Genomic DNA, 23,643 nt, shown 5'->3' with positions numbered 1-23,643 from the left:
TCCTCCTTATGGAATCAAAAAATATATTTATTTTAAAGGGGATGGCCCTTTTAAAATCTCGTTTGCAGCAGCTTCGTCAGTGACGAGCCACGTTTGTTTGGGAGCATTCTTCATATAGGCGGTGATCGCTTTAACTTTGCTCTTACCGCCTGCTACTGCGATCACGATCGGCATCTTTTGAATGTCTTCTAGAGACAGACCAATGCGTGGCACTTTATGGACGATTGCTCCTTCTTCGTCAAAAAAGTAACCAAATGATTCTGCAACAGCATTTTTTTGTTTCAGACGAATAATCTCTTCTTCTGACATTTTCCGTCTGGCTGCCATATGGATGGCTCGGCCAATACTGTGAACAACACAGTTAGCTTCTTTAATCATCGCCAAGACACTTCTGATTGAAGGTTCCTTCAGCAATGTATGATACGCTTCTTCACTTAGCTGTTCCGGCACATACAACACTCGATGTTCGCCGTGGGCATTTGCTGCCATCAAGGCGCTCACTGAATTTGCTTGGATCGATACAGCTTCGCCGATACCGCCCCGAGCTGGAACAAAAAGATTGTGACGCTGCGTTGTTTCTAACGGACTGACGTGTCTGGCAACTTCTGCCATCGTCGTCCCGCCCATCACTGCGATAATGTTTCGGCCGTCTGGCAATTGACGTTGCAATGCTTCATCAACCAATTCACCGAATTCACCGATTACCTTTTCTTGTTCGTCACTGTTACCAGAGACAATCAAACAACGTTCGATGCCAAAAAGTGCCGCTAATTGTTTCTCTAACTGATCCATTCCGGTGAATTGTTCCATCAACAGTTCTAAGTGCTGTAGTAAATCTTCACCTTTTTCAGTTAACAACATCCCGCTCTTCGTTGCATCAATTAAACGCTGATCTCTAAGGAAATCTGTCTCACTTCGCAAAACACGTTCAGTCAGACCTAACGAATCAGCTAAATTTCTTCGACCGATTGGTTGCATCCAAAAAATATTCTGCATAACGCGATATCTTTTTTTGACAACCTCTAACACATCAGGGGCGATTGCTTCAAGTACTCGTAGTTCACTTAACAAAGGATTTCCTCCGTTGGACTTGAGTAGTCCCTCATAGACTTTTAGCGACCCATGAATAGTAAAAAAAATGCAAGAAAGTCCAATCATTTTTTTAAAATTGCTAATTTCTTACATGACAAAGTGTACCAGTTTTGTCCCGTCTACGCAAGAAAAAAGCCAAGTTTTTTTACTTGGCTTAATCAAAACGTTTTCTTTTCGATGAACTGGGAATTTTCAGCGCATCGCGATATTTTGCAACTGTCCGTCGCGATATTTTTTGGCCCTTCTCTGCTAAGAGTTCAACAATCTTTTGATCGGATAGCGGCTTGCGCTTGTCTTCATTTTTGACCAGAGCAGCGATTACCTGTTTTACCTCATCCGCCGATGTATCTTCATCATTGACTTTGTTCACAAAAAAGCGGCGCAATTCAAAAATACCAAAGTCAGTCTCAATATATTTTCCATTTACTGCTCGACTGATCGTCGATTCATGAACTTCTAACTGCTTGGCAACATCTTTTAGCATTAGTGGCTTTAAAGCTCCCTGCTTTTCTTCAAAAAAAGCGGCTTGCTGCTGAACAATGATTTTACCAACTTCCAAGATCGTGTCTTTTCGTTGCCCTAGTGTTTTATTCAGCCACTCAAATTGCTGGAGCTTTTCTTTTAAATAGACCTTGGTTTCTTCATCGGCTTGTTCTTTTAATCGATTGAAATAGTTTTCTTGGAAATTCAAACGCAGCTGTCCCCGTTTATTGGATAAAACGACTAGCTGTCCCGCTCTTCTTACCAATGTCAGATCTGGAATAATAAAATTTGATTCCTGTTCTCCAAAGCCTGCTCCAGGAAATGGATCTAAGGTTCGGATATAGTCCATAATTTTCTGGATTTGTGGCAAACTAACTTGATATTCCTTTGCCAGCTCCTCGAATTTTCGTTTGGCGATTTTTTCAAAAGCTTCTTCCAATAGTAAATAGGCTAGGTCTGGGGCGTAATCATCTTGCTCGGTCTGGAGCATTAAACATTCTTGTAAATTCCGGGCACCGACACCCGGAGGATCTAATTGCTGTAGCAACGTCAACGCATCCAAATATTGAATATCTGTAGCATCCAATTCTTTTTTGATTCTTTCTTCATCAACCTTTAAATAGCCGTTCACATCGACATATTCCACCAAAGCCAGCATGATTTCACGAATAAACGTATCGCGATAATTCAAATGAATCTGATTGATCAGATACTCAAATAAAGAAACTGGGCGGTCGGCAATCTGAAAAAAAGTATCTTCTTTAGCTGCTCCATGGTGCATTTGCATCAAGTCACTTTGGATTTTCGGCGCAGTAACTTCAAATAACGGATTTTCCAAAGAAACCGTTTCAACATAATCTTGCAATTCTTCTGTGTTGAATTGTAGAATCTGAATAGCCTGCTGCAATTCCTGTGTCATCGCCAGTTTTTGCATCTGCTGTTGCTTTTGCGAATAACCTTGTTGAAACTTCATATATTTTCCCCTTGTTTTTTTTAAATTATATGCTAAACTAATAAACGTGTTCGCGTCCTTAGTGTAGTGGATATCACGTAAGATTCCGGTTCTTGAGACGGGGGTTCGATTCCCTCAGGACGCATAATTTGCACTTCTCACTTTGAGGAGTGCTTTTTTTGTTTTACCACACGTTGTCAGCCTCGTACCTCTCATTATACTTTTTTAGTGAAGACTTAGCAATTTTGATTTGTAGCTCTTCAATTGAAAGAAACTAAAAATGGCAACGTCCTAACTTCCTTGAGCCTATTTAAATAAAAAACTCTCGCAACAGCAGTATTTCTTCAAAAATACTACTGAGACAAGAGTCTTTGTTGAGCGCTTAACTAAATCTTCAAAGTGCTTACGATTACATTCCGTTTCTTGGAATTTTTTTCTCCCATTTTTTAGTGTAGACGTGCTCCTCATTTTCTGACACGTCCATCTGACCTTGCAAATAGAAATAATGTTGGTCTGAACTTTGGGTGGTCCAAATATCGGCATTGGTCCACCAGCCTTCACGACCGATCCGCATATTTTGCGTGATCAAATAGTGGGCTGATAAAGGATCTCGATTGGACACCGACAATTCACGTTTCAAATTATGTTCCACCGTCAAATCGATTTCATCAAAGCGGTAGATGCCTTCACCAAAGACACCACCAATCCCATTAGTGATACAGGTCCAAGCATCATTGACTAAGTCATAAGTAATTTCTCGTTCAACTTTTCCTTCTGACAAGATCGTTGTTGGTGTTAATTCGGCAGACTCTGGTTGCAAATCTGGTCCGTCTACCTCTTCTCCTGTAAAGAAGGGTAAAGTAAATATCGCTTCATTTAAATTTAAGGTCAAAGAATAATCCTCTGGCAACGGCCAAAACATCGGCCAGGCATTATTGGCTAAAGATAAACGAATGCGATGTCCTGCTTTGAATCGATGTCCACAACAATCCAAATCGACAAAAGCCACTACTTCTTCTCCAGGCGTTAAATGCACAACTTTATCATGGCCCTGTAAGTGGGTCAAATTCATTACGCCATAAGAGACCCGTTCCGAGGAACCGTCTGGTGCGATATCACAAAGCGAGGCGTACAGCATCGCATTTGGCTTATCACTCGTTAATTTTAATTCAATCCGCGGATAGCCAAAAATTTCTAAATCTTCCTGCAAAATGGCAGAATCAAAGTTCATTGCTAAACCATTATCGATGCGTTGATCTCCGGGAGATTCCCCGGGTACACCGGCACCCATCCATTCATTTGCTAATAAGGTATGGGCCAAAGGAGTATGGAGGACTACCTTTTCTTCTGTTGCCTGACGTTCTTCAACCAATCGACCATAAGTCAACTGATAATCTTTAGGCGTGACTGCTTTGGAAGGCCAAGCATCAATCCCTACCCAGCGACCTTTGCTGACGGGGCGATTCGTTGAAGGAGTCATGCTATCTTCCATCCAGGCCTGAAGCATTGGGCCATCAAGCACGCCATTCTCTTTCCCTTTTAGCCAGTAATCCCACCAGCGAACACCTTCACCTAAAAAATTGATTGCCGGTTCTGGTACACCATCGTGAGCATACACATGCGCCCAAGGTCCTAAGAGTCCTTTTTTGGGAACATTCACTCCTTGAAGCAAACTCAAGATCGTATTGGTATAGGAATCGGCGTACCCGTCAACAGCAAAAATCGGTACCTCAATCGCGCTGTAATCCTCACAAACAGAGCCGTGCTGCCAATATTCGTCACGGGTTTGGTGCTCTAACCAATTGCCCATCCAGAGCGGCATATTCTCCAAACGTTCAAGCCACATCGCGCGCCAACGCTCACCAACAATTTCTGGATCAATCGCGCGAGACTGGTAGCCCCGCATGATCGCGCCCCACCAAAAGTTATCGTTTAACACCAATCCACCCTTATAATGGATATCGTTGTTATAGCGATCATCAGTGTAACCAACTACCATGACTGCTTTTAATGCTGGCGGTCTTCTAGCGGCGATTTGCAACGAGTTAAAACCGCCCCATGATTTTCCCATCATGGCTACTTGACCGTCACACCAAGGCTGCTGACTAATCCATTCGATTACTTCAAGAGCATCGTCTTGTTCTTGCAATAAGTATTCATCCGCCAGCAGACCATCCGATTCTCCCGTTCCGCGAATATCCACTCGAATGACATTATAGCCATGACCTGAAAAATACCCATGCATTGGATTATCCCGACCGCGTGTACCATCACGTTTGCGATAAGGCAAGTATTCAAGAATCGTTGGTAATGGTTCTTCTGATTCTGGCAGCCATAATCGATAAGACAGTTTTGTCCCATCTGATAAAGTCAACCAATCATTTTCAATGATCTTAACTGCATAAGGAAAATCTTTAATGATTTTTTTCAACACTTTGTCCTCCTCTTTGACCTACTCCATCTCCTCTAATTGGGAATGAGTGGCTTGCTCGATTGCTTTTAAGCTCATTTCTTCTTTATAAGCCTTGCCATACGTACGGCGCCAAACAATACATAAAATTGCGCCAATTACAGCCATTGCGATCATCAAACTAAAGTAAATAAAGTAGCCCGAATTTCCTTCATACTTATCCAAAACATTTCCGGCAACTAACGGTGCGATCACCTCTGGCAGATAGCCTAAAGTACTAGCCAGACCAATCGCCACTCCTGATAGCCGTAATGGGATCTTTCCTTCAGACATGAAGGAAAAGAACAACCCATAATTAGAAAACATCGCCAAGTACACAATACTCGCAGCAATAATCAATAAAACCAATTGGATTTGACCATTCATCCCTGCAACGGAAATCATCAAGACCGTCCCTAACCCCATTACGATGAACCCACCCATCATAACGGTTGATTTACTGATCTTATCAGCTAAGAACCCGCCGACTGGCGCAGCAACAAGTCGACAATATTGCGCCAAAACCGTAACAATTGCGGCAAAAACCGCCGATGTTCCGATAATATTTGAAGCATAAGGGGTGAAATAGTAAATAGACATATTAAAAACATAACTAGTAAACATCATTCCAATAATGATCCAAATCGCCGGCATCTTAATCACATCGACAATATCTTTAATTTGCAGTTTTTGCCCCTCAACTATTTTTTCTGTGGGTGTTGGTTCCTTGACTAAGAATAAAAACGCTAAACCACATAAAATAGGCATGACAGAATAGAAAATGATAATCCAACGCAAGCCGGCAGTTTCGGTTAGTTGTTTTTGAAAAAAGCCGAAGATCGCCGTAGCTACCGCCATATGGATGACGTTGGTAATCCCACGGGCTCCTTCAAAAATACCATATGCTCGACTTTGTTCATCTTCATCGGCCTGCATTCGAACAATTTTTAATAAGGCCGGCCAAAAAGTTAATAATGAGGTAACCCCCCATAAGGCATAGATCAAAAATAACGCGACGTAGCTAGTAAAAAATAAATGCAAGAACCCTCCTAATCCAGTTGCGATCAATGACCCGACCATTAGTTTCTTAGCTGGAAATCGATCAGCTAGGATCCCCCCGATTAAATAAGAAATTAATCCCATAAAACCGTAAGCACTGCCTAATGAGCCCATTTGTGTATTCGTTAGATGATACGTTACGATATAGGCATCGTAATAATAGTTTCGAAAATAGGCTAATCCATAAATAATCGATCCAGCAATCGCCAATAAGACCACTGTGAAGAAATTTTTCCGTAACCCTTGCTTCGCTTCTTTAGCTTCCATCCGCTTCTCCTTTCATTTGTACATCTTTTCACTTGTCCAAATACTCCTACTCCTTTCAAAAATATTTTATCTGACCTACAGAAAAGTTTAGCATTCTCTATTAAAAGGGTACCACGGTAACGCTTTCATTTAAAATTCAAAATCTTTCTAATAAATTTTAAAAAAGACAAAAAAAGAATAGATCAATTGATCTATTCTTCGTCATCTTCTTCATCGTCATCAAAGTCATCGTCGTCGATCACGCTTAAATCATCTTCGATTCCACCTGGAACGACTTCTTCATCGTCCTCATTTGCATCCGCTCCGATTTCTTGTAAATCAGAATTGTATGCTGCGATTTCATCATCGTCATCGTCATCATCGTCGTCGATATCGTCTTCTTCGTCATCTGCCAACAAATCAGCATCTTCAGGATCATCATCGTTGTAATCAATCGCATCTTCATCGTCATTGATAAAGGCATTGACTTTCTTACGTTTTTTCCGACGCGGTGCATCTTCCTCATCATCGTCTAAGCCATGGTTCACTTCTTCATCGATCGAGTCGATCGCGTACCATGAACGTAACCCCCAGCGATTATCGCCAAGAGAAATAAAGCTTCCATCAATATTCAAATCGGTATAAAATTGAGCCAATGCATCACGAATCTCACTGTCTGATTTGCCAAGATAGTTCTGGATTTGATTGACTAGATCCGAAAAATCCATTACCTCTGCGCGTTCTTCCAGAATTGCGTGTGCCACTTCAATCATTGACAATTCATCTTTGTTCAAACCATCAAAAATACTAAGTTCCAAGTATGACACGTCCTTTCAAAGTCTACTCCTTATCATACAAAATCGAAAGCTAAAAAGCAAACCTTTCTTATGCTTAGGTAGTAAATTCTAAAACCATTTGATAATCGCCAACTTTTTCTTCCTTCATATACAAACTGTAGTCAATCGTGATCAGCCCGGAAAATGGACGATCTTTTAAACTAATGTGCAGTTTTTCTGCGTAAGTTGAAATAATAAACATCCCATACTGTGTCTTATAACTTGTTTCGATTTTTTCGCGGTAGGCAAAACGCATCCGCATCCGAGCTTCACCCGAACGAATTAATTGAACTTGTGAATCGGGAGTTACTTTCACCGTAACTGGTATCTCTTGACCATCTGGCTGAATCTCCTGATAACGAATATACAGCGTGTCCCCCATCTTGACTACTTGACCGGGTAAATCAAATACGAAGTCTTCGGTCTCATTATTCTGAGTGACTTTCGTTTTAACCTTAATTTTTGCGGGAATGCCTTCATTGATATTCACAGAGCTTCCACTCCTTTTTATTTTGTGGTTAGAAAAAAATTGAGCTTCCAAACAACTAAAAAAATCCGTTGTTAAACGGCGGCACTTCGTTTTTCTCTTTTTATAAATGCTTAAAACTGGAACGAAAAGCTTCCACTTTTCATTTTTGTCGGTTTTGCTGTTTTTGTCAACTACTTCTGCTTCTTGAGCGACTTAATTACTTACTTTTGGTATTTTTGTTTATAATAGTATGAAAAGAAGAAATGGAAGGAAGATTAGATGAAAGAAGCACTGCTTTTCGATCAAGGGATGCTGTCTGAGAACGATTTGTTCAACCCGTTTGCTTTAACCGATGTCTTAACTGAATTTAGCGGTGAACAAAACCAACCGATCATTCATTTTTGGCAGTTACCACAAACGTTAATTTTAGGAATGAAAGATAGCCGTGTCCCTTATTTCGATCAAGCGTTAAGGGCCGTCCAAGCAAAAAAATATCGACTGGTCTTGCGAAATGCTGGCGGTTTAGGTGTGATTAGCGATCTAGGGATTTTAAATATTTCCTTGATTCTTCCAAAAGATAGTCTTCTTAAGGGATCGATCGATGAAGGCTATCAAGCCATGGTTGACTGGCTTACAGCCACTCGCTTTGGCGAGCTAGGCTTAGAGATTGGTGAGGTCGCCGATTCCTATTGTCCTGGCAAGTTTGACCTTTCAATCAACGGGAAAAAAATCGCTGGAATTGCACAACGCCGCATCAAAGATGGCGTAGCGATTATGCTGTATCTCAGTGTTACCGGCGACCAAACATTCCGTGGCGAGGTCGTACGCACTTTTTATCAAAGCGGCCTAAAGGACTCCTTCGGCAACGATTATCCACCAGTGAATCCAGCTAGTATGACCACACTCAATGATCAGAGTCCCTTTGAAGTATCGATTCCTGTTGTCAAAACAGAGCTTTTACAGGCGATCGACTATCGCGATCAAACGGCTGAGCTGAAGCAGTTTTATCAATTAACCGAATACCAACGACGCATTGAAAAGATGCAGCAACGCAATCTGCTTATTCAGGAGGCTCTCAATGACTTATAAATATCAAATGCTACCGCTGGAGAAAGTTTTTCGTGATCCAGTGCATAATTATATCCACGTACAACATCAAGTGATTTTAGATCTGATTAATTCAAAAGAAGTCCAACGGCTACGCCGGATCAAACAATTAGGCACTGCCTCGTATACTTTTCACGGCGCTGAACACAGTCGCTTTGCGCACTCTTTAGGCGTTTATGATATTACTCGCCGAATCTGCGATATTTTCCAACGCAATTATTCTCAGGAAAAATATGGCAAAGACGGTTGGGATGATTCTCATCGGCTAGTCGCTTTGTGTGCAGCCTTACTCCACGATGTCGGGCATGGTCCTTACTCTCACACCTTTGAGCATATTTTCCATACCGACCATGAAGCTTTGACGGTGGCAATCATCACCTCGCCAGAAACTGAGGTCTTCCAGATTTTGAATAACGTCGAAGCCGGTTTTCCGGAAAAAGTCGCAAGTGTGATTACGAAGACTTATGAGAATCCACAGGTTGTCCAGATGATTTCTAGCCAAATCGATGCGGATCGAATGGACTACTTATTACGGGATGCCTATTATACCGGAACTGAATATGGAACCTTTGATTTAACGCGGATCTTACGTGTGATTCGACCTTATGAGGGCGGAATCGCTTTTTCTATGAACGGGATGCATGCGGTGGAAGATTATATCGTCAGCCGCTATCAAATGTATGTTCAAGTCTATTTCCACTCCGTTTCTCGGGCGATGGAAGTTTTGTTGGAGCATTTATTAGATCGGGCTCATGAATTGTATCAAGAAGATACAGAAAATTTTTCCTTGCACTCTCAATTTTTACTTCCCTTTTTAAAAGAAGACTTTTCATTAGAGGATTACTTGAAACTCGATGACGGTGTGTTAAACACCTATTTTGCACAATGGATTGATGATCAAGACGTGATACTAAGTGATTTAGCTTTTCGCTTTTTAAACCGCAAACCGTTAAAATCCATTACCGTCGATTCGAGCGAAAATCCATTATTAAGCGAAATGAAAGACTTAGTTGAAAAAGCGGGGTTTAATCCCCACTATTATACTGCGATTAATTCCAGCTACGACTTGCCTTATGATCTTTATCATCCGGAAAAAGGCAGCCATCGTACTCAAATTGAGCTGATGCAAAAAGACGGTACTTTGATCGAACTATCCAAAGCCAGCCAACTAGTCTCAGCTTTGACCGGACAAGAGCAAGGCGACATCCGCTTCTACTATCCAAAAGAAATGACCCAACAAGATAGCAAAAACTCAGATTTGTTTGACGATTACTACCAAGCTTTCGCTAAACACATTCATAATGGCGCATTAATCAACTAAACAAAAAAAACTTTCTGACTCAATGATCAGAAAGTTTTTTTGTTTAGCCATTCTTTTACAGCCCACTTGTGACTACCGCGCTTTAACAATTCAATTGCTTTAGCGGGTGTCTCCCAGCTACTGACATTGCCTTCTTCTAATGGTGCCGAAACCTTTTTCCAACTGTTAGCGACATAAAAATAGCCTGGATTATAAAAAAAGGTATCCCGGTGACGTGAATAAAAATATTCATCCGCCTGCCCCAAATAAGCAGACAAGCTAACCTCAAAGCCTAATTCCTCAAGCATTTCCCGTTCGATGGCCTCTTCTTTTGTTTCATGACCTTCAATCTCACCGCCCGGCAGAAAATATGCACCATTCGGCGCTTGGATCAGCGCCAGCAGACCTTGATCATTCATTAAAATTGCATAAGCGGCATAACGTGCTTGATATTTTTTTTCGGATTCCTTCACGCCAAATACTGGGATCATTGTCGTCCTCCTGCAAGTTGTATTTACTAAATAGTTTACATTAAAAAAAACTCATAAACAACTGATGAGCATAAATAATGGGAAATTATTGATTTATGGTATGATGAGGGTATTAATTATTAGGAGGCTGTTACTTTATGAAAATGGCACACACTTGTGTACGCGTAAAAGATTTAGAAGCATCAGTAAAATTTTACCAAGAGGCTTTTGGTTTTGAAGAGTCCCGTCGCCGTGATTTTCCCGATGCAAAATTCACTTTAGTCTATCTAACGCTACCCGGCGATGATTATGAATTGGAATTAACGTATAACTATGATCATGAAGCCTATGATTTAGGGAATGGCTATGGACACATCGCTATCAGCTCAGCTGAGCTTGAAAAACTTCACGAAGAACAAAAAGCGAAGGGCTTTAATGTTACGGATTTAAAAGGCCTACCTGGCACCGAACCTTCTTATTATTTTATTACTGATCCAGACGGTTACAAGATCGAAGTCATTCGTTAAGCAAAAAAGAACAGAACTCAATGAGTCCTGTTCTTTTTTTATCTTTTACCCAATCATGACACTTTCTTCCGGCAGTTTATAGTGTCCACCATTAGATTTCATTAAGCGCATTGACAATGAAAAGCCGACCGTCAAGATTCCTACCCTGCCGATATACATTAAGCTGATAATCAAAAGTTTCCCAATGATACTCAAGTTAGGTGTCAAACCCATCGTAAGTCCAACCGTCCCAAAAGCAGAAAAAGTTTCAAACAATAGATACTCAATACCGCGAAATTGTGGCAATAATTCAGTTACTGACATCACCATCGTGACAGCAATGCAGAGACTTAGCGTAATAAAAAAGAGCGTGAGGGCCCGAGAAACAACCGACGGACGAATCGTCCGTTGAAAAACCTCCGCGTATTCTCTGCCTTTTAGCATTGAAATTGTTCGGATGACTAGCACACCAAAGGTCGTTGTCTTTAAACCACCCGCGGTTGACCCCGGGGTCCCACCGATAAACATCAAGACAATTGTAAACAGAATTCCCGCTTGACTGACATTGCCATAATCGACTGAAAAATACCCAGCTGTTCTCGCCGTTACTGACATAAAAAGTAAATTTGCAAAGCGATGAATTGGAGAAGTGCTAGCAACAATATCCCGTCCGCCTGCTTCAGAAATGTAAAAAACAAAAATACCTGCGAGTACTAAACTCAGCGAGATCGTTAACGCGAGTTTACTGTGCAGAGTCAGGCGTTTCGTTTTACGAAAATTCATCAAATCCTGCCAAACAATGAAACCTAAGCCACCCGCAACAACCAAACTAGCAATTACAAATAAAACATAAGGATTATCTTGAAAACTGACCAGACTGTCGCCAAACAAATCAAACCCAGCGTTACAAAAAGCAGAAACTGAATGGAAAATGGCATACCATAACCCAGTCGCAAAACCATAGGTTGGAACAAAATCAATAGCTAATAACAGACCACCTAATAATTGAAATACCACGGCAAAGCGGAGAATATACAGCATTAAACGTATCACGCCAGACAAGCTATCTAAATTTAAGGACTCGCGGAGAATAATCCGCGTCAGCAAACCTACCCGCTTTTTCATTAAAGCAAAAAACACAAAGGGCATCATCATAAAACCTAAGCCGCCAATTTCAATCAAAACTAAAATAATCAACTGCCCGCCCATATTCCAATGCGTATTTGTAACTAGCGTCGTAAGTCCGGTGACACATGTCGCAGAGGTTGCTGTAAACAACGCATCAATAAAAGACGTCCCTTGTCCGTTTTGTGTAACTATCGGCAAGGTCAGCAACAGACTACCTATTAAGATGACTCCAGCAAATCCAATGGCAATAAATTGAATGGGGTGGATGGCAAATGATCCACGCTTTTCTTTTTTCATAACTTCCTACCTTCAAAAAAAGGCACTACTTAATTAAGTAGTACCCATATTTTTCACTTTAATCATTCGCGTGACTTCGGCCCGCTCGTTTTCTTCCAATTTCATCTGGATAAAGTAAATGGTCTCTTCCAGTTGAGGAATCGTCATGTACTCTAAAGCATTTACTCGTCTTCGGGTTTTTTCGATTTCTTTCGCCATTAGCTGACAAGTCTTTTCAATTTCTGTCAGCTCCAACAACTTAGGCAGTACTTCCGAAAACTTTTTGATACTCTGATCCAACTCGTCATTTGAATTTAAAAAACCATACTCTAGCGGATCGTCTGCTAATGCCTTTTCATGTTGAAAATTCATCACAGGGACTTTTACACTCATTACATCCTTTTCAATCACATCAAGTGTTATAGGCTCTTTCGGAACTGCTAATAGCTCCTCGATGTACTTATCGTTTAAAAGCGCATCTGCAACTGAAAAATTCCGCATCGCTTGCTGTAATTTCACTTCAACCTCGCTGCGCATCTGGTTATTCTTTTTGACTAATAAAATAAAGCGCCGCATCAATTCATCTTGTTTATCTTTTAATAGCTTATGTCCCCGAGTGGCGGTTGTTAGTTGTTTTTTTAACCGAGTAAGTTCCATCCGCGTTGGATTGACATTTAATTTCACCATCGGATCAAGCCCCTTCTGTTAAATATTCATCCAACATCTCATCTTTGATCCGCTTCAACTCAGTCCGTGGTAGCATTGCCAATAATTCCCAACCAAGATCTAACGTTTCTTCGATTGAACGATTTTCGTAAAATCCTTGATTGACATATTCTTCTTCGAATCGTTCGGCAAATTTCGCATAGATTTTATCCACGTCTGATAGAGCTGAATCACCCAAGACGACAGCTAATTCTTTAGCTTGTTTTCCTTGTGCATAGGCCGCAAATAACTGATTCATCGTGGGCGCGTGATCTTTCCGGGTTTTTCCTTCTCCGGTCCCTTTATCTTTCAACCGTGAAAGCGACGGTAAGACGTCGATTGGCGGTTGAATCCCATTCTTATCCAATTCACGAGATAAAATGATTTGTCCTTCGGTGATATAACCAGTTAAATCGGGAATCGGATGGGTTTTATCGTCTTCTGGCATCGTCAGAATGGGAATCTGCGTCACCGACCCTTTTAGGCCACGGATACGTCCAGCCCGTTCATATAAAGTCGCCAAATTGGTATACAAATAACCTGGATAGCCCCGACGTCCCGGAACTTCTCGTCTCGCTGCCGAAATTTCCCGCAATGCCTCGCAATAATTCGTCATATCCGTCATGATAACCAACACGTGCATGCCTTTTTCATAAGCCAGATATTCTGCCGCGGTCAAGGCCATCCGTGGTGTAGCAATTCGCTCGATGGCAGGATCATTGGCTAGGTTCATAAAGACGACGGAACGATCGATCGCTCCGGTTTGGCGGAAGTCTTCCATGAAAAATTCAGCTTCTTCAAAAGTAATTCCAATTCCCGCAAAGACTACCGCAAAATCATCGGCTTGGTTCAAGACTGTTGCTTGTCGCGCGATTTGCGCTGCTAATTCTTTATGGGGCAAGCCAAAACCTGAAAAGACCGGTAATTTTTGCCCGCGAACCAACGTGTTTAAATGATCGATCGCTGATATCCCCGTTTGGATGAATTCATCGGGATAATCACGGGAAACCGGATTGATGACTTCACCGTTTATATCGACATTTTTTTCGGCTAAAATTTCTGGACCGCCATCTTTCGGCCGCCCCAATCCATCAAACACGCGTCCGACCATGTCTTCAGAAACCCCTAATTCCAGTGGATGTCCTAAAAAACGGGCGGTTGATTCTTTCAAATTGATCCCACTCGTTCCCTCAAAGATCTGAACAAGGGCTTTGTCTTCGTGGATTTCTAAAACTTGGCCCCGACGCAATTCACCATTACTCAAACGGATTTCTAGCAATTCTTCATATTTAATGCCTTCAACTTTATCAATTGCCATTAAAGGTCCGACCACTTCACTGATCGTTTTATATTCTTTAATCATTGGTCATTCCCCCTTCAGCAATAATCACTTGGATTTCTGTACTGATATCTTGATAAATTTGATCTAATTTCTCTAACTCATCTTCATGAACATATTTGCTTCGCGCGATTCGATCCCGCAAAGTAACTGTTCCATCAATGATTTCTTTTAGATACGTACCTAATTCCAAAGCTCGCTGCCCCTCTTGATTGAAGGCCAAAATATTGCGAATCATCTTGAATTGTTTTTCTCTTGAAGTAAAGGTATCGACTTCATCAAAAGCATTTTGCTGTAAGTAATCCTCGCGTAAAGACTTGGTAACTTCCAGTGTCAGACGATCCTTTTCTGATAAGGAATCAATCCCAACTAAACGGACGATTTCATTTAATTCCGATTCTTTTTGTAGCATCCGCATTCCTTCAGCCACCATCTGTGACCAATTAGTTTGCAAATCATTATCCAAATATTTCCCAACTTCTGAAGAATATAAAGAATAACTTTGTAGCCAATCAATTGATGGAAAATGACGTTGTTGTGCTAAGGTCGCACTTAGTCCCCAAAAAACTTTTACCACTCGCAAGGTATTTTGCGTGACCGGTTCTGAAGTATCTCCCCCTGATGGTGAAACAGCACTGATCGCCGTAATCGAACCTTCACGCCCCTCGTTCCCTAGCGCGATTACTCGCCCTGACCGTTCATAATATTCAGCTAAACGACTTCCTAGATAGGCTGGATATCCTTCATCACCGGGCATTTCTTCTAAACGTCCGCTCATTTCACGTAGTGCCTCGGCCCAACGAGAAGTAGAGTCTGCCATAATTGCAATATTGTAGCCCATATCACGGAAGTATTCTGCAATCGTGATCCCGGTATAAATCGAGGCTTCACGCGCAGCTACTGGCATATTTGAAGTGTTCGCAATTAAAATCGTCCGCTCCATCAATGACTCACCGGTTTTCGGATCGATTAATTCTGGAAATTCATTCAGTACATCGGTCATTTCATTCCCTCGTTCACCACAACCAACGTAAACAACTAGGTCCACATCAGCCCATTTAGCGATCTGATGCTGAACCACCGTTTTGCCAGCACCAAATGGTCCAGGGACTGCTGCTGCTCCTCCCTTAACGACTGGGAAAAAAGTATCAATCACACGTTGTCCCGTAATCATCGGGGCTTCTGGATTTAATTTTTCAGCCACAGGGCGACCACGACGAACGGGCCATTTTTGTAGCATTGAAAATTCTTTGATGCCATCTTGCGTTTCGACCACATAAACAATCTCGTCAATCGTAAATTCTCCAGTAGAGATCTTTTTGACTGTTCCCGAAATACCATTCGGCACCATGATTTTATGGGTAATGATCTTTGTTTCTTGAACTGTCCCAACGATATCCCCTGCGGAGACGAACGTACCTTCTTCAACGACTGGCTCAAACCACCATTTTTTGGCGTGGTCTAAAGCTGGAATTTGAACTCCGCGGCTTAAGAAATTACTATGGGTCTGTTCTTTAAATGTATCTAGTGGACGTTGAATTCCGTCAAACATCTGGGAGACGATCCCTGGTCCTAATTCGACCGAAAGTGCTTCTCCGGTTGTTTTTACTGGTTCGCCTGGTCCTATTCCCGCAGTTTCTTCATATACTTGAATGGAAGCAACATCACCGCGCATTTCGATAATTTCGCCGATCACACCAAGGTCACCAACGTAACAAATATCTTGTATCGCTGCTTGCTCCATATGTTCTGCCAGGACTAGTGGACCAGAAACTTTTACTATTCTACCTTCTTGCAAGTCATTAGCTCCTTTATAAAATATTCTGTCCGACTGCTCGTTCGACTTGACCTTGGATCAGGGCTTTGCCGATTCCTAGAGTTCCCTCATGGTTAGGAATTAATACGATTGCGGGGATCATTTTTTCTTCATAGCGCTTGATCGTGTCAGGAACAAGCTGAGCAAATTCTTCGGTAATGTAAATGATGCCATAGTCTTTTTTGGCCATTTCCTCAATTTGCTGCCGAATGATCTGTTTGTCTTTGGTCGTCCGCGTATCAAAATCAAAAAGTTTGAAAGGTAAGATTGAGTCTTTATCGCCAATTGCACCAATTTTATGTGCCATATGTCTCACGCATCCTCTCTCTGATTTCTTCATTCGTTAATCCGACCCGTTTTCCAGTGATGATCAAACGAAGGTTTTTGGCTTCAATCGCTTTAGCATTCAATAATGCTAAAATTGGTAATGGGCCAAAAGCTTGCGTTTGTGCTACTTCATAAAAACCGGTTAAATAATCATCACATAATCGTTCCAATTGGCTTAGAATCAGCGTATTTTCTTTAATGATTGGTTCGATAACTTCGCCGTAAACAGTTTTTCTCAAATAACCGGTCAAATGTTCCAGGTCCGTTTCTACAGAATCCAATAATTCTTCTTTAGGAATACTCCCTTGGCTTGATAAAACAGTGGACATAAAATTTCGGCTTCTCTTTTGTTTGATTCCCCGTGCCACCATTAGAATATTCGTAAAGTCGATGAAACTAATGACTTCCTTCAACAACTCAGGTTCATCGATCAATTCTGCAATTTTACGTTGGTAGTGTAAATATTTGCGGTCCAAAATAATATCGATTCCTTGTAAGCTGTTCGATTCTTCGAAATGTTCACGAACTTCTTGAATACTTTCAAGCAGGCTAGTCGGCAAGCCACTTGCCTGACCTGTTCGGATAGCCGTTTTGATTTTCTCTAAAGAATAAAAGCCATCATAGATATAGAGTTCATCAAAATTTTGATTAAGTAAATCAGCCTTGATCAAAGCCTTGAGATTATGGAAAGTATAACGCATCGTATAGATCCAGATAACATTCGGATCCGGGACTGCATTCACCAGCTCTGCCAGCAACTCGTCTTGAGCCTGACCAAGAGCGGCTTCAAAATTTTCGTAGAAGCTCCCTGACAAATACTGACCATAAATCGTTTCTCTGAAAAGTGTCTCAACTTCTGTCAGATCCTGGGCTTTGAGCATGCGATTCATAAAATCAGGCGTTAGTAACTCCAATTCCTTCAAACGAACCAACGGATTCAATTCATGATACGTAGCTTGTTTCATTCAATGCCTCCTATGCAAAAAGTGTTTGAGCGATTTGGAAACTTTCATTTTCTTGGATTTCTCTCACTAAACTTTGGTAAAGAAAATTGTACTGGACACCGGTTTTATCTAACAAAAAACCTGCCTGATTAGAAACGGTGGTCGCTCCCAAAGTTAGACGATAAGATAGTGCTCTATTTTGCTCATTCAGCCAGTCTTCATTGAAAATTGTTTGTGATTTTTCTCCCGGCAGAAAGACCAATTCACCAGACAAGTCTAGCTTCAGCAAGGCGTTATGAGCAAATGTTTGTTGCTCTTCTGGAGTCCAATCTTCCATTCGTTTGACAGCTGCGGCAAAAACTCTTTCCAAGATCGCCTGCTTTTGATTTAGAATCATTTGTTTTTGTGTGACTTGTCGCCGATTCGTTGCTTGTTTATACGTATTGGCCAAATTTTGTAAGGTTTTGTCCAGACGTTTCTGATGATCTGCTTCCAGTTCTATTAATTCCGCTTGAAATTCTTGCTCGATTCGAGCGGTTTCTTTTTCCTTCAGCTGAGCTTGTTCCAAGTCAGCTTGTTGATTCAATTGCTCAACTATTTTTTCAATTGCTTCCATAAAAAAACTCCTTAAAGGAATAAATTTTTTATTCTGTAATCCGAAGCCTCTTTCAAATCTACTAGCGGATCAAGAATAGCTAAGATTCTTAGACTTGACCAACTAATAAGAATGAAATAACGAAGCCTAAAATCGCATAGGTTTCAACCATGGCAGCGTAAATGATCCCTTTTGTTGAATGTTCCGGTTTTTTAGCTAAGATCTGAATTCCGGCAGCCGCTACTCGTCCTTGAGCAATCCCAGAAAATAATCCAGTAAAAGCAATCGGCAGAGATGAGCCTAAATAACCTAAGCCTTGAACGACCGTTAAATCATTAGACAAGTTCGTAAAAATCAAGAACGCAATAACGAAACCATACAATCCCTGGGTCCCGGGCAATAATTGTAAGATCAGGGCTTGACCAAATTTTTCCGGCTGACTAGTTGTTAAGGCAGCTGCTGCTTCCCCCGTCATTCCTACCCCTTTTGATGAACCAATCCCAGAAAAGATTGTTGCTGTCGCCATCCCTAAAATTGCAAAGATAATACCGCCACTGTTATTAATCAAATACTCCATCATCGTTTAAAATTCCTCCAATTATTTTTCTTGTTCAATATTTACATATTTTTCTTCGGTCTTTAACGGACGAAAGGCTCGTCCGCCACCTTGATAAAATTTACCGAAAAATTCTACATACTGTAACCGAGCTCCATGTACATACGCCGACAGTAAAGATAAAAAGATATTCAAGCCATGTAATGCCAACATCAATAAAATTCCGACGCTGAAACGTGCAATCGGCGGCATATAGCCCACCAACATATTAAAGGCAGCTGCGATACTCCCACCAGAAATACCTAAAGCCATTAAGCGGGTATAACTAACCAAGTCTCCGATATAGCCAGTAATTCCGTATAAATTGTAGGCTCCTGAAGCCAATCCTTTGATTTTGGATTCTGACTGCAGCATAGGTGTGACGACAATCAGTAAGGCACTGATACAAGCCAAAACAATCCCAATCATATAGAGCGGTTGACTATCTAAAAACATTTTTCCTAAGCCACCAATAATTGCTCCTGCCATAATTCCCTGCCAAGCAAAACCATCCGATATTGCCCCTAAATAATTCTTCGCTTTGATGTTTTCTTTTGCCGCTAGTCCCAAACCAATAAAAATTTGAATAACCCCAAAGACAATCGATAAGATCAAAATACTAATGACATCATCGCTGGTGGAAAGAATTGGCTGATAACCTAACGAGAAACCGAAGAAGGAATTATAAATCAACCCCCATAAAATCGTCGGGACCGCTAAAATTTGGAAAAAGCGCATAAAACGTTCCATGCCACGCGGTAAAACCGTTCGTAAAGCAATTGTAGTTGCTACCAACATCAAAGCACCATACCCAGCATCCGCTACCATCATGCCAAAGAATACAAAATAGAACGGCATGAACCACGGAGTCGGATCAACTTCATGATATTTAGGCAAACTATACATTTCCGTTAGCATTTCAAACGGCTTGACCACTGCATGATTTTTCAATTTCGTTGGAATTTCTTCATCAATCTCAATATTCGTCGGCTCGGCTATTTCCAAATACAAATTTTTCTTTCCGATTGCTTGCCCGATGAATTCTTCAAAAGCTTCAAAGCTCTCGGTTTCTACCCAGCCTTGGAGTACCAATACTTTGTCGTCTTTAATAAACCGGTCATGGATTAGCCAGCGATTCTTTTGTGCTAACAGTACCTCTTCGGCTGTCTCCAAACGTTCAATGACTTGTTTTTTCTGGCCAATTAAACGTACCAGCAGTTTTTGTTCTTCAACTAATTCAAGCATCTGACGTTGAATCAGCGCGAGTTCTGCCTTAGGCAACTGCTTGCGCTTGTAATGAAAGACCACCGCGCTAGACTGGCGCGACAGTTCTTGGACAGTAGCTTGTGCACCTCGTAAATACAACAAAGCAAAATTAACAACATGATCATCGCTATAAATGATTTCATAATGGATTTGTTCTGCTTTTACTTGCTCTTCAAACTTCTCCCAAACAGTCGCATCGATTGTCCCTAAAAAGCAATTCGTGGTGCGCAGCGAATAGTCGCTTGGTAAAAAATCCAAAGCCTGCCATTTTTGTAACAAGTCTTCCTGCTCTTGCAGTTCCTGCTGTTTAGCGTTAGCTGCTAAAAAGCGTTGCTCCAATTCTTGAATACTTCCCAATTCGCAAATCAATTCAGGTTCATCAAATTTTTCTTCCAGTGCGCGGAGAGTCGCCTGCTGCCGTTTCAAGTGACGTCCTTTTTCACGGCTACTGCCGTAATGTTCCACAAACTGGATCGCATGTGTGATCTGTTCTAGCTGATGATCAATTCTAGTAAGGGCATCTTGACTGGGTAAAGGTGTGACTTCGTTAAAATATTCCTCGACCCAATCATTACTGACTGTTTGCTGAAAAAGATCGCGAATCTCCACTCCTTGAAAACCTTGAATCGCTGAGAGTATTTGTTCGCTAAACCCTTGTTGGGCAATCAACGTTAACTTGCTCATTTTACTGACTGCCATATTCTGCGATCACCCTTTCAATAATTTTTTGGATGGTTGGTTCTTTTCTTCCAAGATAATTTTCTTCCATTTGTTTAATTGCTGCTTCTGCATGTTCGGCTAGTCGTTGCTCTTCAGCTGCTAATTCTCGCGAAAATGTCTCTTCCCGCTCAGCTAATGATTGAGAAAAAGCCGCTTTTAATTGCTGGCGTTTTTCTTGCAGCTGTTGTTTTTTATCGTCCTCATAGCTCGCTAATTCTTTTTTCAATTGTTCTTTTTTTAATTCATTCTGCTCTTCAGCATTTTTTATTTTTTCTAAAGCTTCTAACACACAAACCCTCCTTTTAGGTACAAAAAGAGCGCAAACTATCCGGGTCGTTCTTCTCACCCCTTGAAGAACATGATCCTTGAAGCTTGCGCCCAACCATTTGTACTTATTCGATGTCTCCAGTATATCAAAAAATACAATCTTCGTAACCTCTTTTCTACAAAAAACAGAAAAGCTCTAGTAAAGCTTAACTTGTTCTGGAGTAATTTAATAGTAGTTTTTATAACAGGAATAGTTTAAGAAAATCATATTACTTGCTTTCTATCTTTTGACTATGGTATCAAAAGATAGAAGGAGTGATTGGAATGACAAAACCCATTATTGGCATTGCAGCAAATCAGCATTATCAAAATAATCAAGCTTTTTTTGATCAACAATTTACCTATACCCCCCAAGGTTTTATTGATGGTGTCCACCAAGCTGGTGGTATCCCTGTCTTATTGCCTATCAGCGATCCTGAACTTGCGAGCGAATACATCGCAACAATTGATAAATTATTATTAGCGGGCGGACAAGATGTCACCCCATTTTTATACGGTGAAGAACCTCACCCAAAATTAGGCCCCACTAGTCTAGAACGTGATACTTTTGAAATGGCTCTCATCAAAGAAGCAATTAAACAAAACAAACCGATCTTCTCTGTTTGCCGTGGCACCCAGCTATTAAATGTCGTGTTAGGTGGAACATTGTATCAAGATCTAACGGAGTATTCTGATTGGCAAGTCAAACATGATATGTTTCCGACCGTCCCAGATTTTGGTCTGCATTCTATTACCGTTAAAGGAGAATCAATCCTTGCACCGCTTTTTGGTGAACGAGCCCAAGTGAATTCTTATCATCACCAAGCAATTAAAGAGCTCGCGGAAACTCTTGCACCAATTGCTTGGTCCACTGATGGTATCGTGGAAGCCGTTGAAAGTCGTGAGCGTAATTCTAAAATCCTCGGTGTTCAGTGGCATCCCGAATTAACCCGCAAAAATGATTCTAAAGAACAAAGTTTATTTGATTTTTTTGTCCAAGAATTTTAATAAACGACGAAGAAGGCTTCAGCGAGTTTAAAATGCTTGCTAAAGCCTTCTTATTATTGCTTATTCTTCATCAATCGATACAGAAGATAATTCCGCTGCTTCAATATCAGTCAAGCGTGCGAAGTAAGATTTAGTCTCTTTAAAGACAACTGGGCTCAATAGGATCAACGCAATAATATTTGGGAATGCCATTAAGCCATTAAAGATATCAGCGATCGTCCACACAGCCGATACAGTTAAATAAGGTCCGATAAATACTGCTAGTATATAAATTAGGCGAAAGGCTGAAGAAAATTTTGTATTTCCACCAGTCAAATAACTTAAGCAACGCTCTGAATAATAGTTCCAACCTAAGATCGTAGTAAAGGCAAAGAAAGCTAGACAAGTCATTAATAATAAAGAAGCAATCGTTTGAGAAATCGGTAAAGCTTCAGAAAAAGCGTAAATAGTTACCGCGGAACCTTCTAATCCAGTTTTCCAAGCCCCCGTCAAAATAATGGCCATTCCCGTCATATTACAAACAACCAAAGTATCAATAAAAGTACCGGTCATGGAAACTAACCCTTGTCGCACCGGCTCCTTTGATTGTGCAGCAGCTGCAGCAATCGGGGCGCTTCCCAAGCCAGATTCATTTGAAAAAATCCCTCGTGCAATTCCTTTTTGCATGGCAATCATCATCGCCCCAATAGCACCACCTGAAACGGCCCGTAAGCCAAAGGCACTTTGAATAATTTCTACGATGACACTAGGTAACTTAGTGATATTAATAGCAATCATGAATAAACATAAGCCGACATAGATAACAATCATTAACGGTACGATGATTTCTGATACGCGAGCGATTCGCTGCACACCGCCAATCAAAACAATTGCCACCAAAACTGTGACAACAGCCCCTGTAATAACTACTGCCCAAGAATACTGATTACCAAACAACGCAATCGTATGGAGTTTTTGCGGATCAAAAAACGTCTCAGCCGCTGAAGTGATCCCGTTAATTTGCGCAATTGTACCAATGCCGATCACTCCGGCAATCGCACCAAAAAAGGCAAACATTTTGGCTAACCACTTCCATTTTGCTCCAAGCCCATTTTCAATATAATAAAACGGACCGCCAAGCGCTTTTCCATGATCATCAAAGGTTCGGTATTTCACCGCCAATAACCCCTCGGCATACTTGGTCGCCATCCCCAAAAGTCCCGCCAGTTCTAACCAAAATAATGCTCCCGGCCCACCAGCCACTATCGCCGTTGCAACACCGACAATATTTCCAGTACCGATGGTAGCTGAGAGTGCTGTACATAATGCTTGAAAACTCGTTACATCCCCTTGACCGCCTTCTTCATTTTTTATCATATACTTTAATGCTAGTGGCAAGCGACGAATTTGAATCATCCGACAACCGACAGTTAAAACAATCCCGATTCCTAAAATTAAGACAATCATGGGGGCACCCCAAATAATAGAATTAATTCTAACTAAAAAATCACCCATCAAACCCCTCCTGTTTTCTTATCATTTTATCATAAAATGACTAAAAAAGAATTATATATAAAAAAACAACAAGTGATGATTAACGAACTTCTTACACGATGCATGCTGATTCTCTTTAAAATAAAAAAACCTAAGTTAGTTTTAAATCTCTAACT

General features: G+C 41.1%; 22 protein-coding genes, 1 tRNA gene and 1 other annotated feature. Of the genes, 5 read left to right on the top strand and 18 right to left on the bottom strand.

Going from position 1 to position 23,643, the window contains the following annotated elements; all coding sequences use genetic code 11:
* Positions 1 to 27: 27 nt before the first annotated feature.
* Together EP1_RS11525 and rpoN are read right to left on the bottom strand one after the other, a co-directional pair.
* Entirely contained in the window at positions 28 to 1,071 is a 1,044-nt protein-coding gene (locus EP1_RS11525) for a sugar-binding transcriptional regulator (protein ID WP_067627536.1), read from the bottom strand.
* A gap of 175 nt (positions 1,072 to 1,246) precedes the next feature.
* Positions 1,247 to 2,548 (bottom strand): RNA polymerase factor sigma-54, encoded by a 1,302-nt coding sequence (gene rpoN / locus EP1_RS11520; RefSeq protein WP_067627533.1) that lies wholly within the window; start codon positions 2,546 to 2,548, stop codon positions 1,247 to 1,249.
* Between the two features lie 52 nt (positions 2,549 to 2,600).
* Between rpoN and EP1_RS11515 the strand changes: the two genes are divergently transcribed.
* Positions 2,601 to 2,672 (top strand) — tRNA-Arg (locus tag EP1_RS11515).
* A 264-nt stretch (positions 2,673 to 2,936) separates the two neighbouring features.
* Here the strand turns inward: EP1_RS11515 and EP1_RS11510 are convergent.
* The 4 genes from EP1_RS11510 to EP1_RS11495 form a co-directional block, all read right to left on the bottom strand.
* Entirely contained in the window at positions 2,937 to 4,961 is a 2,025-nt protein-coding gene (locus EP1_RS11510) for a CocE/NonD family hydrolase (RefSeq protein ID WP_067627531.1), read from the bottom strand.
* 18 nt (positions 4,962 to 4,979) lie between these two features.
* Positions 4,980 to 6,302: an MFS transporter gene (locus EP1_RS11505; RefSeq protein WP_067627530.1), complete on the bottom strand. Its 1,323-nt coding sequence runs from the start codon at positions 6,300 to 6,302 to the stop codon at positions 4,980 to 4,982.
* A 191-nt stretch (positions 6,303 to 6,493) separates the two neighbouring features.
* Positions 6,494 to 7,099 carry a DNA-directed RNA polymerase subunit delta gene (rpoE, locus tag EP1_RS11500; protein WP_067627527.1) on the bottom strand — a complete coding sequence of 202 codons (606 nt, stop codon included), beginning with the start codon at positions 7,097 to 7,099 and terminating at the stop codon, positions 6,494 to 6,496.
* 73 nt (positions 7,100 to 7,172) lie between these two features.
* Positions 7,173 to 7,607 (bottom strand): YwiB family protein, encoded by a 435-nt coding sequence (locus EP1_RS11495; protein ID WP_067627525.1) that lies wholly within the window; start codon positions 7,605 to 7,607, stop codon positions 7,173 to 7,175.
* A gap of 258 nt (positions 7,608 to 7,865) precedes the next feature.
* Between EP1_RS11495 and EP1_RS11490 the strand changes: the two genes are divergently transcribed.
* Both EP1_RS11490 and EP1_RS11485 read left to right on the top strand, forming a co-directional pair.
* Complete coding sequence (locus tag EP1_RS11490; protein ID WP_067627522.1) at positions 7,866 to 8,675, top strand: lipoate--protein ligase family protein; 810 nt, start codon at positions 7,866 to 7,868, stop codon at positions 8,673 to 8,675.
* Positions 8,665 to 10,014, top strand: a complete 1,350-nt coding sequence (locus EP1_RS11485; protein ID WP_067627518.1) for an HD domain-containing protein — start codon at positions 8,665 to 8,667, stop codon at positions 10,012 to 10,014. Before EP1_RS11490 ends, EP1_RS11485 begins: the two co-directional genes overlap by 11 nt.
* A gap of 26 nt (positions 10,015 to 10,040) precedes the next feature.
* Here the strand turns inward: EP1_RS11485 and EP1_RS11480 are convergent, their stop codons facing one another.
* Positions 10,041 to 10,484: an NUDIX hydrolase gene (locus EP1_RS11480; protein WP_067627515.1), complete on the bottom strand. Its 444-nt coding sequence runs from the start codon at positions 10,482 to 10,484 to the stop codon at positions 10,041 to 10,043.
* 137 nt (positions 10,485 to 10,621) lie between these two features.
* Here EP1_RS11480 and gloA point away from each other — a divergent pair, with 137 nt between their 5' ends.
* Positions 10,622 to 10,990 (top strand): lactoylglutathione lyase, encoded by a 369-nt coding sequence (gloA, locus tag EP1_RS11475; RefSeq protein ID WP_067627513.1) that lies wholly within the window; start codon positions 10,622 to 10,624, stop codon positions 10,988 to 10,990.
* Between the two features lie 45 nt (positions 10,991 to 11,035).
* Here the strand turns inward: gloA and EP1_RS11470 are convergent, their stop codons facing one another.
* The 10 genes from EP1_RS11470 to EP1_RS11425 all read right to left on the bottom strand — a co-directional run bounded on the left by EP1_RS11470 (position 11,036) and on the right by EP1_RS11425 (position 20,969).
* Positions 11,036 to 12,394, bottom strand: coding sequence for a TrkH family potassium uptake protein (locus tag EP1_RS11470; protein ID WP_067627511.1), 1,359 nt, complete (start codon positions 12,392 to 12,394; stop codon positions 11,036 to 11,038).
* A 33-nt stretch (positions 12,395 to 12,427) separates the two neighbouring features.
* Positions 12,428 to 13,060 (bottom strand): V-type ATP synthase subunit D, encoded by a 633-nt coding sequence (locus EP1_RS11465; protein WP_067627508.1) that lies wholly within the window; start codon positions 13,058 to 13,060, stop codon positions 12,428 to 12,430.
* Between the two features lie 4 nt (positions 13,061 to 13,064).
* Positions 13,065 to 14,441, bottom strand: a complete 1,377-nt coding sequence (locus EP1_RS11460; protein ID WP_067627507.1) for a V-type ATP synthase subunit B — start codon at positions 14,439 to 14,441, stop codon at positions 13,065 to 13,067.
* Entirely contained in the window at positions 14,434 to 16,215 is a 1,782-nt protein-coding gene (locus EP1_RS11455) for a V-type ATP synthase subunit A (protein ID WP_067627505.1), read from the bottom strand. Before EP1_RS11455 ends, EP1_RS11460 begins: the two co-directional genes overlap by 8 nt.
* Positions 16,216 to 16,228: 13 nt before the next feature.
* Complete coding sequence (locus EP1_RS11450) at positions 16,229 to 16,540, bottom strand: V-type ATP synthase subunit F (RefSeq protein ID WP_067627503.1); 312 nt, start codon at positions 16,538 to 16,540, stop codon at positions 16,229 to 16,231.
* The gene (locus EP1_RS11445) at positions 16,530 to 17,525 is read right to left on the bottom strand and encodes a V-type ATPase subunit (RefSeq protein WP_067627500.1); all 996 of its coding nucleotides are present in this window, start codon (positions 17,523 to 17,525) and stop codon (positions 16,530 to 16,532) included. The genes EP1_RS11450 and EP1_RS11445 overlap by 11 nt, the downstream gene beginning before the upstream one ends.
* Positions 17,526 to 17,535: 10 nt before the next feature.
* Positions 17,536 to 18,120: a V-type ATP synthase subunit E family protein gene (locus EP1_RS11440; protein ID WP_067627498.1), complete on the bottom strand. Its 585-nt coding sequence runs from the start codon at positions 18,118 to 18,120 to the stop codon at positions 17,536 to 17,538.
* Between the two features lie 88 nt (positions 18,121 to 18,208).
* The gene (locus tag EP1_RS11435) at positions 18,209 to 18,679 is read right to left on the bottom strand and encodes a V-type ATP synthase subunit K (protein ID WP_067627495.1); all 471 of its coding nucleotides are present in this window, start codon (positions 18,677 to 18,679) and stop codon (positions 18,209 to 18,211) included.
* Between the two features lie 18 nt (positions 18,680 to 18,697).
* Positions 18,698 to 20,659 carry a V-type ATP synthase subunit I gene (locus EP1_RS11430; protein WP_067627493.1) on the bottom strand — a complete coding sequence of 654 codons (1,962 nt, stop codon included), beginning with the start codon at positions 20,657 to 20,659 and terminating at the stop codon, positions 18,698 to 18,700.
* Complete coding sequence (locus EP1_RS11425) at positions 20,646 to 20,969, bottom strand: hypothetical protein (protein ID WP_067627491.1); 324 nt, start codon at positions 20,967 to 20,969, stop codon at positions 20,646 to 20,648. The genes EP1_RS11430 and EP1_RS11425 overlap by 14 nt, the downstream gene beginning before the upstream one ends.
* A 47-nt stretch (positions 20,970 to 21,016) precedes the next feature.
* Positions 21,017 to 21,064 (bottom strand) — a sequence feature (sodium ion sensor (DUF1646 type); this cis-regulatory element may regulate processes involved in with the transportation of sodium ions).
* Between the two features lie 207 nt (positions 21,065 to 21,271).
* Between EP1_RS11425 and EP1_RS11420 the strand changes: the two genes are divergently transcribed.
* Positions 21,272 to 21,994, top strand: a complete 723-nt coding sequence (locus EP1_RS11420) for a gamma-glutamyl-gamma-aminobutyrate hydrolase family protein (protein WP_067627489.1) — start codon at positions 21,272 to 21,274, stop codon at positions 21,992 to 21,994.
* A 60-nt stretch (positions 21,995 to 22,054) separates the two neighbouring features.
* On the opposite strand, the gene EP1_RS11415 is transcribed toward EP1_RS11420, so the two are convergent.
* Positions 22,055 to 23,488, bottom strand: coding sequence for an alanine/glycine:cation symporter family protein (locus EP1_RS11415; protein ID WP_067627487.1), 1,434 nt, complete (start codon positions 23,486 to 23,488; stop codon positions 22,055 to 22,057).
* Between the last annotated feature and the right edge of the window lie 155 nt (positions 23,489 to 23,643).

Origin of the sequence: Enterococcus pseudoavium NBRC 100491 (genome assembly GCF_001544295.1) — a bacterium.
GTDB classification, from domain to species: domain Bacteria; phylum Bacillota; class Bacilli; order Lactobacillales; family Enterococcaceae; genus Enterococcus_A; species Enterococcus_A pseudoavium.
This window is presented reverse-complemented; position numbering and strand designations above follow the sequence as displayed.